Annotated in this window: 13 protein-coding genes; 7 read left to right on the forward strand and 6 right to left on the reverse strand. The window is 71.2% G+C overall.

Annotated features, from left to right (window positions below):
* Positions 1 to 28 precede the first annotated feature (28 nt).
* From HLK59_RS00140 to HLK59_RS00150, 3 genes are all read right to left on the reverse strand, one after another.
* A complete protein-coding gene (locus tag HLK59_RS00140; protein WP_171139044.1) occupies positions 29 to 1,510 on the reverse strand; it encodes a flotillin family protein in 1,482 nt (493 codons plus the stop codon).
* Positions 1,511 to 1,643: 133 nt separating this feature from the next.
* A complete protein-coding gene (locus HLK59_RS00145) occupies positions 1,644 to 1,862 on the reverse strand; it encodes a hypothetical protein (protein WP_171139045.1) in 219 nt (72 codons plus the stop codon).
* A gap of 25 nt (positions 1,863 to 1,887) precedes the next feature.
* Complete coding sequence (locus HLK59_RS00150) at positions 1,888 to 3,312, reverse strand: amidase (protein ID WP_171139046.1); 1,425 nt, start codon at positions 3,310 to 3,312, stop codon at positions 1,888 to 1,890.
* A 240-nt stretch (positions 3,313 to 3,552) separates the two neighbouring features.
* On the opposite strand from HLK59_RS00150, the gene HLK59_RS00155 reads away from it, so the two are divergent.
* Positions 3,553 to 4,932: a glycoside hydrolase family 43 protein gene (locus HLK59_RS00155; RefSeq protein ID WP_171139047.1), complete on the forward strand. Its 1,380-nt coding sequence runs from the start codon at positions 3,553 to 3,555 to the stop codon at positions 4,930 to 4,932.
* 10 nt (positions 4,933 to 4,942) lie between these two features.
* On the opposite strand, the gene HLK59_RS00160 is transcribed toward HLK59_RS00155, so the two are convergent.
* The 3 genes from HLK59_RS00160 to HLK59_RS00170 all read right to left on the reverse strand — a co-directional run bounded on the left by HLK59_RS00160 (position 4,943) and on the right by HLK59_RS00170 (position 8,253).
* Positions 4,943 to 5,965, reverse strand: a complete 1,023-nt coding sequence (locus tag HLK59_RS00160; RefSeq protein WP_171139218.1) for a TolB-like translocation protein — start codon at positions 5,963 to 5,965, stop codon at positions 4,943 to 4,945.
* An 85-nt stretch (positions 5,966 to 6,050) separates the two neighbouring features.
* Entirely contained in the window at positions 6,051 to 7,373 is a 1,323-nt protein-coding gene (locus HLK59_RS00165; protein ID WP_171139048.1) for an MFS transporter, read from the reverse strand.
* 25 nt (positions 7,374 to 7,398) lie between these two features.
* A complete protein-coding gene (locus HLK59_RS00170) occupies positions 7,399 to 8,253 on the reverse strand; it encodes a glycosyltransferase (protein ID WP_171139049.1) in 855 nt (284 codons plus the stop codon).
* Positions 8,254 to 8,507: 254 nt separating this feature from the next.
* Here HLK59_RS00170 and HLK59_RS00175 point away from each other — a divergent pair, with 254 nt between their 5' ends.
* The 6 genes from HLK59_RS00175 (at position 8,508) to HLK59_RS00200 (ending at position 15,047) form a co-directional block, all read left to right on the forward strand.
* A complete protein-coding gene (locus HLK59_RS00175; protein ID WP_171139050.1) occupies positions 8,508 to 9,947 on the forward strand; it encodes an exopolysaccharide biosynthesis polyprenyl glycosylphosphotransferase in 1,440 nt (479 codons plus the stop codon).
* Between the two features lie 23 nt (positions 9,948 to 9,970).
* Positions 9,971 to 11,026 carry a Gfo/Idh/MocA family oxidoreductase gene (locus tag HLK59_RS00180; protein WP_346779609.1) on the forward strand — a complete coding sequence of 352 codons (1,056 nt, stop codon included), beginning with the start codon at positions 9,971 to 9,973 and terminating at the stop codon, positions 11,024 to 11,026.
* A 68-nt stretch (positions 11,027 to 11,094) separates the two neighbouring features.
* Positions 11,095 to 12,075, forward strand: a complete 981-nt coding sequence (locus HLK59_RS00185; RefSeq protein ID WP_346779610.1) for an NAD-dependent epimerase/dehydratase family protein — start codon at positions 11,095 to 11,097, stop codon at positions 12,073 to 12,075.
* Positions 12,072 to 13,241: a DegT/DnrJ/EryC1/StrS family aminotransferase gene (locus HLK59_RS00190; RefSeq protein ID WP_346779611.1), complete on the forward strand. Its 1,170-nt coding sequence runs from the start codon at positions 12,072 to 12,074 to the stop codon at positions 13,239 to 13,241. Before HLK59_RS00185 ends, HLK59_RS00190 begins: the two co-directional genes overlap by 4 nt.
* On the forward strand, positions 13,238 to 13,927 hold the full coding sequence (locus HLK59_RS00195; RefSeq protein ID WP_171139053.1) for an acetyltransferase: 690 nt from the start codon (positions 13,238 to 13,240) through the stop codon (positions 13,925 to 13,927). The genes HLK59_RS00190 and HLK59_RS00195 overlap by 4 nt, the downstream gene beginning before the upstream one ends.
* A gap of 1 nt (position 13,928) precedes the next feature.
* Positions 13,929 to 15,047, forward strand: a complete 1,119-nt coding sequence (locus HLK59_RS00200; RefSeq protein ID WP_171139054.1) for a DegT/DnrJ/EryC1/StrS family aminotransferase — start codon at positions 13,929 to 13,931, stop codon at positions 15,045 to 15,047.
* The last annotated feature ends 44 nt before the right edge of the window (positions 15,048 to 15,091 follow it).

Consider the following 15,091-nt stretch of genomic DNA (forward strand, 5'->3'; position numbering starts at 1 on the left):
TAAGGGGTGCCCCCGTGCGCGGTGTCGGCTACTTCTCCTCCACGGGCACTTTCTGCGACGGCGGCGTCGCGATTCCGTTGAGTGGTGAAGTGCCCGACGGTGCCTGGCCGTTCTGGTTCATGGACGCCAGGAGCTGGCGTGCCAGACCCAGTCCGGTGCCGCCCATGGTGAGGGCCTTGGCGAACATGTCCGCCATGCCGTCGGCGCCGTTGAGGACCACCATGTTGTCGACGTTGCCGAACGCGGACGCGCCCGCCTTGACGATCTCCGGCCAGTTCTCGGCGAGTTGCTGGGCGACGACCGCCTCCTGGTTCTCGGCGAGGGCGGCGGCCCGGGCCTTGATGGCCTCCGCCTCGGCGAGCCCCTTCGCCTTGCACGCCGCCGCCTCCGCGAGACCCTTGGCCTGGGCCGCCGCGGCCTCCGCCTCACCGGTGGCCCGGGTCGACGCCGCCGTGGCCGTACCCCGGGCCTTGGTCGCCTCGGCCTCGGCACCCGCGGCCGTCTTGACCCGGGTCGCCTCGGCCGCCGCGGCGAGCTCCGTCTCCTTCGCCTTGGCCTCGGCCGCGGAGATCCGCGCGTCCCGCTCGGCCTCGGCGAGCGTGCGCTTCTCGTAGGCCTGGGCGTCCGCCGGCTTGCGGACGTCCGCCTGGAGCTGCTGTTCGCGCCGGTTCGCCTCCAGTTCGGCGATCCGGGTCTCCTGGACGACGACCTCCTGCCGGGCCGCGGCGTCCGCGAGCGGGCCGGCCTGGCGCGCCTTCGCACCTGCCTTGTCCCGCTCGGCCTGGTAGCCGGCCTGGAGGATCTCGCTGTCCCGGGTGGCCTCCGCCATCCGTGCGAACGACTTCTGCTCGGCCTCGGTGGCCAGCCGGTTCGCCTCCGCCTGCGCGATCCGCGCGTCCCGCTGGACGGCCGCCGCGTGCGGCATCGCCAGGTTCTGGATGTACCCGGTCGGATCCTCGATCTCGTGGATCTGGAGGGAGTCGACGATGAGTCCCAGCTTCTCCATCTCCGTACCGCAGGCGGCCCGGGTCTGCCCGGTCAGCTTCTCCCGGTCCCGGATCATCTCCTCGACCGTCAACCCGCCCACGATCGACCGCAGATGACCGGCGAAGACGTTGTGCACCCGCTCGGACATCAGCTTCTGCTGGTCGAGGAAACGGCGCCCGGCGTTGGCGATCGACACGAAGTCGTCGCCCACCTTGAAGATGACCACCCCCCGCACCTTGAGCGGAATGCCCTGGTGGGTCACGCAATCCACGTGCAGCTCGGTCTCGTTGAGGTCCAGCGAGAGCTTGCGCACCGCCTGCACACCGGGCAGCACCAGCGTGCCGCGCCCCGTGACGATGCGGAATCCCATGCCTTCCTCAAGGCCCTCGGTCCTGTGCTTGGAACCGGAGATGATGAGCGCCTCATTGGGCTCGGCCACCCGCCACATCATCTTGAACACACCGATCAGCGCGAGGAGAGCACCCAGCGCGATCCCCGCAACGACGCCGATGACCATCGGCATTCGCCCCCTTTGGATGGTGCCCTTTCGGCACCGAACGAAGGGAGTGTGCGCCTCGGTGAAGCCCGGGTACAGACCCTTGCGGATCCTTGTCACAACCTTGACGCATACGGCTCTCACCTGCGGTGGAGCACGCTCAACTGTCGTATGCCGCCTGGACGTACACGGTCCTGGGCGCCTGGTACTCCACCACCATCACCACGGTGCCCCGCTCGATACGGTCCGTACCGGTGGCCGCGTAGGCGAGGAAGTGCTCGGCGCCGCCCCGCACCCGGACGATCACCTCGCCGACGAGCCCGGGCCCCACCGTTCCGGTGACCCGACCCATGAGCCCGACCATCGACGCATCATCCATGGTCACAGGGTACGGGCCGACGGCTTCACCCAGCCGGGGAATCCGTCACCGCGCGCACCGGCGGCCACGCCTCGTGCCAGCGCAGCTCCGCCTCCAGCTGCGCGGCCAGCGAGATGAGCAGCGGCTCGCTGTTCGCCGGCCCGAGCAACTGCGCGCCCACGGGCAGCCCTTCGCCGACGAAACCGGCGGGGACGTTGACGCCGGGCCAGCCCAGCACGTTCCACGGCCACGCGAAGGGGCAGGCGGCGATCATGGCGCGGTCTGTGGCCAGCCCGCCCAGCTTCAGCATCGAGCCGACGCGCGGCGGGGGAGCGGCCGTGGTCGGCGCCAGGACGACGTCGTACGACGTGAAGAAGCCGCCGATACGGCGGTGCAGGACCGCCTCGGCCCGGCGTGCCGCCCTGAGCGGCGCTCCGCCGAGCAGCCGCCCCAGCCGGGCGGCGTCCCGGGTGCGCCGGTCGAGGAGTTCGGGGAAGGGGGCCTCGCCGACCCGCTCGGCGAGACCGACCGTGGCGCGCGGGATGAAGGTGAGCCCGATCTGCCCGTACGGGGGGTCGGCCTCCTCGACGGTGTGCCCCAACGCGGCCAGTTTCTCGGCGAGTTCGACGACCTTGGCCCGTACCCCGGGCTGGAGCCGTGCGGGCAGCGCGGTGAACGGGGGCTTGAGGGCGAGTGCGATGCGCAGCCGGCCGGGGTCCCGTCCGACCGCTCCGGAGGCGTCGACGGCGGGCGGCCGGTGCGGGTCGAGGTCGTGGTTGCCGCTCGCCGCGTCCAGCAGGAGTGCGGCGTCGGCGACCGTGCGGGCCAGGGTGCCGTTGACGGTGATGCCCTGGAAGGACTCGCCGCGCGGCCAGGTGGAGATCCGGCCGCGCTGCGGCTTGATGCCGATGAGATGGGTCCAGGAGGCCGGGATGCGCACCGATCCGGCGCCGTCCGAACCGAGCGCGGCCGGTACCAGGCCGGCGGCGACGGCGGCGGCCGAACCGCCCGAGGAGCCGCCCGGGGTGTGCTCCGCGTTCCACGGGTTGCGGGTCGCGCCGAAGGCGGGTCCCTCGGTGAAGGGCCACTGCCCGAACTCGCAGGTGTTGGTCTTGCCGACGACGACGGCTCCGGCCGCCCGCAACCGCCGTACGGCTTCCCCGTCCTGGGCCACGGCCGGGAACTCGCCCCGGCAGCCGAACGCGGTCGGCTCGCCCGCCACGTCCATGTCGTCCTTGACGGCGACGGGTACGCCGAGCAGCGGCCCGCGCACTCCGGCGGCGAGTTCCTTGTCCGCAGCGTCCGCCTCGGCGAGCGCCGCTTCGGCCCTCAGGACCCGGAAGGCGTTGAGGGTGGGCTGCGTCGCGTCGATCCGCTTGAGGGCCTGCTCCACGAGCGTCCGCGACGTCACCTCCCCCTCGGCCAGCGCACGGGCGGACTCCGCCAGGCCTGCGGCGCGGTCGAGCGTCATGCGGGACACCTCCGGGAGGGCATTGTCTACCGAACGGTAACCTGTGGAAGCGCTGTCCCGGAACGCCCTTGCCGCGGGCGGGAGTTCCGTGCGCGGCACAGCATTCCCACAGTGCTCGCCAGGTGATGCGCAAACCATTGACGCGATTCAGCCTCGCCCCTACCTTCTGATCGACTTTCCGAACCTTGTTCGGAATGTCGGACATCAGAGCCGCGTTGTTCGCCCGAGGGAGAGCCGCCCGTGACCACACGACCCCCCGCACCGTCCCGTCGTACCCTGCTGCGTGCGATGGCGGCCCTGCCCGCCTCGGCCGTGCTGATGGGCGGCCTGCCCGGCGCGGCCCTCGCCGCCGCCCCGGCGAGCGGCTCCGCGACCCGCTACACCATCGTGCCGTTCCTCAACAGCAACGACGGCACGGTGAACGTCTACCAGTCGGACGACGCCCTCGACTTCCGGCTGCTCCAGTCCTCGGCCTACACCCCGCCGAGCAACAGGATCCGCGACGCCAGCATCTTCAAGCACACCAACGGCTACTACTACATCACCTACACCACCCACACCTGGCAGGACACCAGCACCACCATCGGCTTCGCCCGCAGCTCCGACCGGGTCAACTGGACCTTCCTGTACGACTACACGGTCCCGATCACCAACCTGTCCCGGGCCTGGGCGCCCGAGTGGTTCGTCGACAGCGACGGCAGCGTGAACGTCATCGTGTCCTGCTCGGTCACCAGCGACGAGTGGATCTTCACCCCGTATCTGCTGAAGGCGACGAACACCGCGCTCACGGCGTGGAGTTCACCGGTCGCGCTGTCCGGGATCGGCTCGAACCACATCGACACGTACCTCGTGAAGATCGGCTCGACCTATCACGCGTTCACCAAGAACGAGACGACCAAGTACATCGAGTACGCGACGGCCACCTCGCTGACCGGCCCCTACACGATCTCGAAGACCGGCGACTGGGCCGGCTGGGGCAGCTACCGCGAGGGCCCGGCGCTCGTCCAGCTCGACAACGGCGCCTGGCGGCTCTTCTTCGACGGCTACGGCGACGGCAACTACTACTACAGCGACAGCTACGACACCTTCGCGACCTGGTCCGCCCCGGTGGCCCTGCCCGTGGTCTCCGGAACGGCCCGGCACTTCACGGTGATCAAGGAGACGGTGACGGGCGGACCGACCCTGGCGAAGAACGTCACACGGTCCTTCCAGTCGGCCAACTACTCCACCCGCTACTGGCAGACCCAGTCCTCGCTGCTCAACCTCCCGGTGGTGACCAGCTCCAGCACCACCGCCGAGAAGACGGCGTCGACCTTCACCGTCGTCGCGGGCCTCGCCGACGCCAACGGCTACTCCTTCCGCGACTCCTCCGGCAACTACCTGCGCCACTGGGACTTCAGGGCCCGCTTCGACGCGAACGACGGCACGACGACGTTCGCCAAGGACGCGACGTTCATCGCCCGCACGGGGAGCACGAGCGGCTCGATCCGCTTCGAGTCGTACAACTACCCCGGGTACTACCTGCGCCACTACAACTACCAGCTGCGGGTGGAGCGTTCGAACGGCACCGATCTCTTCCGGACCGACAGCTCCTTCACCCCGGTGACCGCCTGGGCCTGAGCCCCCGGGGCTAGAGCGGCGCCGGGGACGAGGCACCGGCGATCAGCAGACGGGGCGTGCCCGTGCCGTTCGCGGGCACGCTCCACAGGTCGCTGGTGTCGACCTCGCCCTCGGCGGGGAGGGCGTAGGCGACGGTTTTGTCGTCCAGCCAGGTGGCCTGGTCGTCGACGCTGTGGCGTTCGGCCAGGGGTGTCTCCTTGAGGGTGCGCAGGTCGAGGACGTACTCGCGCCAGAGGTCGGTACGGGACAGCACCCGCTTCTTGAAGGCGACGCGGGTGCCGTCGGGGGAGAGGGACGGGCACTCCACGTTCTCGATCAGGGTGGTCACCGACTGCCGCGAGATCGAACCCCGCACCAGGTAGGTCTTGTTGTCCGTGTTCAGGGTCGCGTAGAACGTGTCGTCGTCCGTGGCGAAGGTGACACCCCAGAAGTTGACGTCCGCCGCCTTGTAGGACTTGCCGTCCAGATCGATGGCGAACGTCTCCAGGCTGGGGATCAGCTTCATGGTGCGGGTGTCCAGGATCGAGGTCCTGGTGGAGAAGAACGCGGACGCGTAGGACTCGCCCGAGACGAAGACGGTCCAGGCCACGAAGCGGCCGCTGGGCGAGACCCGGGCGCGGCTCGGGGTGCCCGCGAGCGAGTACGTGTGCCGGGTGCGCAGGTCGGCGTCCAGGAGCAGGGCCCGGTTGTTCTGCTTGAGGACGCCGGTGTCGGACTGGAGGCAGACGCCGGTGTCGGCGGCCGCGTAGAAGCGCGCGCACTTCAGGTCGGAGGCGGTCCGCCCGCTGTCGGGCTCGGTGGACGGGACCGAGGCGACGGCGGTGCGGTGCGGACCGGAGGCCGCGTTGACGAACATCAGCCGGTCCTTCTGGCCGAGCGTCACCTTGCCCCCGCTGACGGCGGGGCCGCCCGCCTGCGGCCGGTTCGCCCGGTCCGCGCGGTCGGCGGCGCGCAGGACCAGGCCGGTCCCCACGCCCGCGAGCAGCAGCACCGCCGTGACGAGGACGATCAGGCGGCGGCGGAGCGATGTCATCTGGTTCCTCTGGTTCTTCTTCGCTGGAGTCGTCATCGGGTCCCGCTTCGCCGTGGTGGTCATCGCTCCCGCCTCGCCATGGTGGTCATCGGGCGCCGCCGGTAGGCCTCAGCACCAGGCCCGCGACGGCCGCGCAGCACAGCAGCCCGACCGCCGAGCCGGCCAGAGCCGGTCCGTAGCCCCATATCGTCCAGGCGGCGCCGAACCCCAGCGAGCAGCAGAACCGGGCCAGTGCCTGACTGGTGCCGACGATGGCGAGACCGCTGGCGCGCAGATGCTCGGGCACGGTGGCGGCCAGGGCGGCGGGGAGCACCCCGTCGGTGGCGGCGTAGAACACGCCGTGCAGGGCGAGGACGAGGAAGGGCAGGGCCGGTGTGGCCGGGGCCCACAGCAGCAGCGCGTAGGCGGTGAGCAGGGCCAGGTGCCCGGCGAGGAACACGGTGTGCCGTCCGACGCGGTCGGCCAGCGCGCCGAGGGGCACGGCCAGCAGCAGGAACACGACGGCGGTGCCCAGTGGCAGCAGCGGGAACCACTCCTCGGCGAGGCCCGCGCGCCGTTGCAGGAGCAGGTAGACGAAGGCGTCGCTGACGGTGGTCAGACCGAGCAGCGCGGCACAGCCGGCGAGGGCCCGGAGGCGGGGCAGACGCAGCAGGTCGAGGGCCTCGCGGAAGCGGACGGGCGGCCTTGTCGTATCGAGCGGCGCGTCCTGCGGCACGTCTGCCCCGTCGGGCGCGGTGTCCCGTGGCCCGCCCGCGCCGGCAGGCCGGGAGTCCTGCCCTCTGCCCGGTACGAACAGCACCAGGACGACCACGCCGAGGACGGCCACGCACGCGCTCACCCCGAACACGGCGTCGTAGCCGTCGGCCGCCGCGTTGAGGATGAGGAACGCGGCCAGGGGGCCGAGCATCGCGCCGGTGGTGTCCATCGCCCGGTGGATGCCGAAGGCCCGGCCCTGGCGTTCGGACGGTGTGGACAGGGAGATCATCGCGTCGCGCGGGGCGGTGCGCAGGCCCTTGCCGGTGCGGTCCAGGGCGAGGACCGTACCGAGGGCGCCGATGCTGCTCGTGAGCAGGAGCAGCGGTTTGCACAGCGCGGACAGGCCGTATCCGAGCCCGGCGATCAGCTTGTGGTTGCGTACTCGGTCGGCGAGATGACCGCCGGTGAGCTGGACCAGCGCGCTGACGCCGTTGTAGACACCGTCGAGGGCGCCGAATCCGAGGGGACTGAAGCCGAGCGTGGTGACGAGGTAGAGCGGCAGGACGGCGGTGACCATCTCCGAGGAGATGTCGGTGATCAGGCTGACCGTGCCCAGCACGAGCACGACCGGGGCGACCTTGGGCCGCAGGCCGCGTCTTCGGCCCCGCTCGGTGTCCGCCCCTGCGGGTGCGGAGCGGTCGGTGAGGTACATGTCCAGGACTCCAGTCGTGCCGCGTTCAGTTCTGCCGGCTGCTCTCGTCCCGCAGCCAGGTGCCGAAGTCCTGGGCCCTGATGGCCTTCCGCGCCCTGCGCCGGGCGACGACCGCCGCGGTGACGAAGACCAGGACCGCCGGGAGGAGCTTCGGCTGCCCGCGGAGCAGGGTTGTGAGATCCGCCGTGCTGGTGCGGGCCGTGGCCTCCTCGGGTCCCCGCCGCTGCTCGACCTGGGCGGTGGACACCGCGGCCCGGATCCGCCGATTGATCAGATCCGGCCAGGTACGCGGCGGATGGACCACGACACCCGCCGCACCGACCACGCGCCGCTCCGCGGGGGCGAACGCCAGGGACGCCGCCAGGTCGTCAGCCATCAGCGGCGGCAGCGCGGCGATCCGGGCGTGCCCTGCCTTGGAGACCGCGATGACGCCCCGGCCGAACAAGCCCTCGCGTACGACCGGGAGTTGTTGCCACACCCGGTAGTAAGCGCGTACTCGCCAGGCGCAGCCGTCCAGTGGGATCCGCCGTTCCGGAGCGGTGGCGAGGATGTCCGAGGTGCCGTCGTCGAGGGGTTCGGTGAGTGTTCGGACGTCCGCTCCCGTGATCACGACGTCGGCGTCCACGTACACACGAGGGAAGCCCCGCGCGTGCTCGTCACCGGTCCGCAGGGCGGCGTGTTTGGACGGGGTGGGGATCTCCACCACCCGCACACCCGGGCCGCGGGCGGCCGCGATCCGTGCGGTGTCGTCCGTGCAGCCATTGCATACGACCACGATGTCGTTTTCGTCCTCGCGGGATTCGGAATCGGCCAGAAGTGAATCGAGTAGCCGGCCGATGACTTGCGCTTCGTTGTGGGCCGGGATCACGATGCTCGTCACCTGGGCAGTATGCAGTCGATGTCACTAATGCGATGTGTGTTTCGTCCAACTGTTCCCGTGACTGTGCTCGGTGGTCTAGATTGAGGCCCGCCGAGCCGGTTTGGGTGGGGAACGTGAGGCCGCGAGGCACAGGCCGACATGCAGGGGACATGGGGCGGTTGGGGAACCGCTGAGGCTTCTTTCTTTCATCTGCCGTTGTGTCGGGGGCGCATCGGTGTTCGGTCAGGGGTAACCGCGCACGTGGTGGGGGGCGCATGACCATTGAGGTCACGCATGAGCAACTGGATGTGGAACAAAGGACTCCACGAGGTCGCCGAAGACCTTGGGAAAAGAAGTACCGGATAGTCCTGCTGGTCGCGGACGGCCTCGCGGCTGTCGTCGCGGCCCTGGTGATCCACGCGGTGTACGGCCGCTGGGCGGTGGCCCTGGTGCTGCCCCCGGTGTGGCTCGCGGCCATGGTGGCCCACCGTTCCTACGACCGCAGGGCGTTGGGGCTGGGGACCGAGGAGTACCGGCGGGTGCTCCGGGGCGCTGTCGCACTGCCGGCGCTGGCCGCCGTCGCGCACTGGACCTTCACCCACGACCCGGGCCTTTTCCATGACATGACCATGGCCGCAGTGCCGGCCGCCGCCCTCGCCCTGCTGGTCCGCTACACGCTGCGCCGCAGACTGCACCGGCGATGGGCCCGGGAACGGGGCGGCAGCGCGACGCTCCTGGTCGGTCCGTCACGCGGCGTCGTGGAGCTGGTCGCCGTGCTGCGGCGCGGCGGAGCCCAGGAGCTGCAGGCGGCCGGGGTGTGTCTGAGCGATCCGCAGAACGCGGCGGAGATCCGCAGGCTGGGGCTCCCGGTGCTCGGCGGTGTCGACACCATGGACGACGTCATCCGCGCCCTGGGGATCGGCACCGTGGTGGTGCTGCCCGCCCCCGAGTACGACGCCTCCGTCCTGCGCCGCATCTCCTGGACGGCGGCCGTGCAGGGCGTCGACTTCCTGCTGGCCCCCGTGCTGGCCGACGTGTCCGACGCCCGGCTGACCGTGCGGCCCACCAACGGGGTGCCGCTGATGCGGATCCAGGCGCCCAACTTCTCCCGGGTCTCCCGCCTGCCCAAGGAACTCCTGGACCGCTCGCTCGCGGCGCTGCTCCTGTGCCTCCTCGCCCTGCCCATGCTGGCGATCGCCCTGATCGTCCGCCTCGACAGCTCCGGCCCCGCACTCTTCAGACAACAGCGGGTGGGCCGGTTCGGCGATCACTTCACCATGTTCAAGTTCCGCACGATGCGCCCCGACTCGGAGGCGCTGCGGGCCGAGCTGGAGCACCTCAACGAGAACAGCGACGGCCTGCTGTTCAAGGTGAAGGAGGACCCGCGGATCACCCGGGTCGGCTCCTTCCTGCGCCGCACCTCGCTCGACGAACTGCCGCAGCTGCTCAATGTGATCGGCGGCCACATGTCGCTCGTCGGCCCCCGCCCCTCCCTGCCCGAGGAGGTGGAGGAGTACCCGTCGGAGGTCAAGCGGCGGTTGCTCGTGAAGCCCGGCCTCACCGGGCTGTGGCAGGTGAGCGGCCGCTCCGACCTGCCCTGGGAAGAGGCGGTCCGGCTCGATCTCGGATACGTGGACAACTGGTCGATGGGCCTTGACCTGTCGATCCTGGCGCGCACCGGATCCGCGGTGGTGCGCGGAACGGGGGCCTACTGATGGACCGGAAGAAGAGGGACCAAGTGACCGAGACCGCGGAGCCGTTGGGAGTCGCAGTCGTCGGGGCCGGCTACTGGGGCCCCAACCTCGTCCGCAACTTCCAGGCCAGCGAACGCTTCAGGCTGCGCTGGCTGTGCGACCTCGACGTGGCGCGCGCCCAGCGCGTGCTCGGCGGTTACTCGACGGTCCAGCCGACCGCGGACTACGCGGCCGTCCTCGCCGACCCCTCCGTCGACGCCGTCGCCGTGGCCACGCCCGCCGGCACCCACCTCGACATCGCCCTGGCCGCCCTGCGGGCCGGAAAGCACGTCCTCGTGGAGAAGCCCCTCGCGGCGACCTACGCCGACGGGCTGCGTCTGGTGACCGAGGCGGAGGAGCGCGGCCTCACCCTCATGTGCGACCACACCTACTGCTACACACCCGCGGTGGGCCGCATCAGGGAACTGGTCCGCTCCGGCGAACTCGGCGAGATCCACTTCGTCGACTCGGTCCGGATCAACCTGGGGCTGGTCCAGAAGGACATCGACGTCCTGTGGGACCTGGCACCGCACGACCTGTCGATCCTGGACTTCATCCTCCCCGACACCGTCGAGCCGGTCGCCGTCGCCGCCCACGGGGCCGACCCGATCGGCGCCGGACAGGCCTGTGTCGCCTATCTGACGCTCACGCTCAGCACGGGCGCCATCGCCCACGTGCACGTCAACTGGCTGTCGCCGACCAAGGTGCGGACCACCATGGTGGGCGGCTCCAAGCGCACCCTCGTCTGGGACGACCTCAACCCCGCCCAGCGCGTGGCGATCTTCGACCGGGGCGTGGACCTGGCCTCGCCCCAGGAGATCGGCGCGGACGAACGCCGGGACATGCTCATCTCGTACCGCTCCGGCGACATGGTCGCGCCCGCCATCGGCGAGAAGGAGGCGCTGCGCAGCATGGTCGACGAGTTCGGTGACGCCATCCGGCAGCGCCGGGCGCCGCTGACCGACGGCCGGGCGGGCCTCAGGGTGCTGGACATCCTCGAAGCGGCCTCCCGGAGCCTGGAGTTCAGGGGCGCGGTCGTCGGCCTGCGCACCGGCCACTGACCGTTCGCACCGAGACGTCCACCGCGACGTCCACCGAGACGTTCACTGAGAAGTCCGCTGAGAAGGAAGTGCAGTTGAGCAGCGTACGAGGCAAGAAGATCCTGGTCACCGGGGGAGCGGGCACCATCGGCTCCAACCTCGTCGACCTCCTGGCCGAAGGCGGCGCCCGCGAGATCGTGGTGCTGGACAACTTCGTGCGCGGACGGCGGGCCAACCTCGCCCGGGCCCTGCCCAGCGGTGTCGTGGACGTCGTCGAGGGCGACGTCCGGGACATCGACACCGTGAAGAAGGTCACCGAGGGCGCCGACCTGGTGTTCCACCTCGCCGCGATCCGCATCACCCAGTGCGCCGAGGAGCCGCGGCTCGCCAACGAGGTGCTGGTCGACGGCACGTTCAACGTCCTGGAGGCGGCGGCCGCGGCCGGCGTGACCAAGGTCGTCGCCTCGTCCTCGGCGTCCGTCTACGGCATGGCCGAGGCCTTCCCGACGACCGAGCGCCACCACGCGTACAACAACGACACGTTCTACGGCGCGGCCAAGGCCTTCAACGAGGGAATGCTGCGCAGCTTCCACGCCATGTACGGCCTCGACTACGTGGCGCTGCGCTACTTCAACGTCTACGGCCCCCGGATGGACATCCACGGCCTCTACACCGAGGTGCTCATCCGCTGGATGGAGCGCATCGAGGCGGGCGAGCCGCCGCTGATCCTCGGCGACGGCACCCAGACCATGGACTTCGTCGACGTCCGCGACATCGCCAGGGCCAATGTGCTGGCCGCCGAGTCGGACCTCACCGACGAGGTGTTCAACGTCGCGTCCGGCACCGAGACTTCGCTGCGCGAACTCGCCGACGGCCTCCTGGAGGCGATGGGCGCGTCCGGTCTGGAGCCGGTCCACGGGCCCGCCCGCGCGGTCAACGGGGTCAGCCGCCGGCTCGCGGACACCTCGCGGGCCGCCGAGCGGCTCGGGTTCACGGCGCGGATCGATCTGCGTACCGGGCTCAAGGACCTGGTGGAGTGGTGGCGTTCGGAGCGGGAGGCGGCCAAGTGAGCACCGACCGCATCCCGGTGATGATCCCCTGGCTCGGCGAGGAGGAGGCCAGGGCCGCCTCCGACGCGGTGCTGTCCGGATGGGTCGCCCAGGGACCCAGGGTCGCCGAGTTCGAGCGGGCCTTCGCGGAGCGGGTGGGCGCCGAGCACGCCGTCGCGGTCAGCTCCTGCACCACCGCCCTGCACCTGTCGCTCGTCGCGCTCGGCCTCGGCCCCGGCGACGAGGTCGTGGTGCCCTCGCTGTCGTTCATCGCCACCGCCAACGCCGTACGGTACGTCGGCGCCGAGCCGGTGTTCGCGGACGTCGACCTGGCCACCGGCAACCTCACCCCGGCCACCGTCGAAGCGGTCCGCACCCCTCGTACGAAGGCCGTCCTCGCCGTCCACCAGGGCGGCGTACCCGCCGATGTGCACTCCCTGCGCGCCGCCTGCGCCGAGTGGGACCTGCCTTTGGTCGAGGACGCGGCCTGCGCCATCGGCTCCACCGTCGGCGGCAAGCCCGTCGGACACGGCGCGCTGATCGCCGCGTGGTCCTTCCACCCCCGCAAGCTCGTCACCACCGGCGAGGGCGGCATGGTCACCACGGACGACGCCGAGTGGGCGGCACGGCTGCGCCGGCTGCGCGAGCACGGCATGAACGCCTCCGCGGCGGACCGCCACGCGAGCGACAAGCCGGTCCTGGAAAGCTACCTGGAAGTCGGCTTCAACTACCGGATGACCGACGTCCAGGCCGCGATCGGCCTGGTCCAGCTCGGCAAACTCGACGCGATGATCGCGCGCCGCCGCGAACTGGCGGCCCGCTACGACGCGTTGCTGCGGGACGTCCCCGGCCTCACCCCGGTACGCGATCCCGCGCACGGGCAGAGCAACTTCCAGTCCTACTGGGTGCTGCTGGACGGCGACTTCCCTCTCGGCCGGGACGATCTGCTCGCCGCGCTCGCCGCGGCCGGTGTCTCCGCCCGGCGCGGGATCATGGCCTCGCATCTCGAACCCGCCTACGCGGACCACCCCGGCGCGCCGCTGCCGGTCACCGAGCGGATCACCCGGGACTCGCTGATCCTGCCGCTGTTCCACACCATGACCGAGGACCAGCAGGACCGCGTCGTGGCCGCCCTGCGCGAACAGGCCCAGCACGATCAGGCCCCGCGCGAACAGGCCCGAGGATGAACGGACTCGTCATCATCGGCGCGGGCGGCTTCGCCCGGGAGACCGCACAGGCCGTACACGACGCGGGCGACCTCAAGCTGCTCGGACACCTCGACGACAACCCCGCCCTGTACGGCACGGAAGTCGACGGGGTCCCGGTCCTCGGCGGCTGCGACCTGGTTCACGACCTGCCCGAGGCCCGCGTGGTGATCTGTGTGGGCAACCCCCGGGACTACGCGGCCCGCGCCCGGCTGGTCCGCCGGCTAGGCCTGCCCACGGACCGCTACGCCACCGTGATGCATCCGACGGCGGTGGTGTCGGCGACCTCCGAGGTCGGCCCCGGCTCGGTCCTGCTCGCGCACTGCGTCCTCACCGCCGCCGTCAGGGTGGGCGCGCAGGTCGCGGTGATGCCGCACGTGGTCCTCACCCATGACGACGTGGTCGAGGACTACGCCACCATCACCTCCGGAGTCCGTCTCGGCGGGGGCGTACGGCTGGAACAGGGCGCCTACGTCGGCTCCGGGGCCCTGGTCAGGGAGGGCACGACGGTCGGTGCCTGGTCCCAGATCGGGATGGGGAGCGGTGTGCTCGGCGACGTTCCGCCGGGCGAGGTCTGGGTGGGGAACCCGGCCCGACGACTGCGCGCGGCGGGCGCGCCCGCGCTCGACGAACTCGCGAAGCGAACAGAACAGTGGGGGGACCGCTGACATGAACCACATTCCGCTGGTGGACCTCAAAGCGGCCCACGAGGAGGTCGCCGACGAGGTACGGGCCGGATTCGAACGGGTCCTGGCGAACACCGCGTTCGTCGGCGGCGACGAGGTCCGCCACTTCGAGCGCGAATACGCCGAGTTCGGCTCGGTCGCCCACTGCGTGGGCGTCGCCAACGGCACCGACGCCCTCGAACTCGCCCTGCGCGCAAGCGGAGTCGGGCCCGGCGACGAGGTCGTCGTACCCGCCAACACCTTCATCGCCACCGCCGGCGCGGTGGCCAGGACCGGTGCGACACCCGTCCTCGCGGACTGCCGGCCCGACACCTATCTGCTCGACCCCCAGGCGGCGCTGGACGCGGTCGGCCCGGCCACCCGCGCGGTGGTACCCGTGCACCTCTACGGGCAGATGGCCGACGTGACGGCCCTGTCCGGCCGGCTCCCCGACCGCGTACGGATCGTCGAGGACGCCGCCCAGTGCCAGGGCGCCACCCGCGACGGCCGCGCGCCGGGCAGCGGGGGGATCGCCTCCACCAGCTTCTACCCGGGCAAGAACCTGGGCGCCTACGGCGACGCGGGCGCCGTGCTGACCGACGACGCGGAACAGGCCGACCTGATGCGCGCGATCGCCAACCACGGCGGCGTCGCCAAGTACCGCCACGACGTGCCCGGGTTCAACAGCCGGCTCGACGGGCTCCAGGCCGTCGTCCTGCGCGCGAAGCTGGCCCGCCTCGCGGACGGCAACGCGGCCCGCCGGGCGGCCGCCGCCCGCTACGGCACGCTGCTGGCCGACCTCGCGGCCGGCGGCCAGGTCGTGCTCCCGACGACGGACACCGGCAACGTCCACGTCTGGCACCTGTACGTCGTCCAGATCGCCGGCGCCGACCGCGACGACATCGTCGGCAAGCTCAACGCCGAGGGCATCGGTGCCGGAGTGCACTATCCCGCCCCGGTCCACCTCACACCGGCGTACCGCCATCTCGGCCACGCCCGGGGCGACTTCCCGCACGCCGAGCACACGGCGGACCGGATCCTGTCGCTTCCGCTCCACCCGCACCTCACCCCCGACCAGCAGCAACGAGTCGTGGACACCCTCGCCCACGCACTGCGCGGCTGACCGGTCCCCGAAACACGCTCCACCCCCACGACACGGGGCGCTCC

Origin of the sequence: Streptomyces sp. S3(2020) (assembly GCF_013044505.1) — a bacterium.
GTDB lineage: Bacteria > Actinomycetota > Actinomycetes > Streptomycetales > Streptomycetaceae > Streptomyces.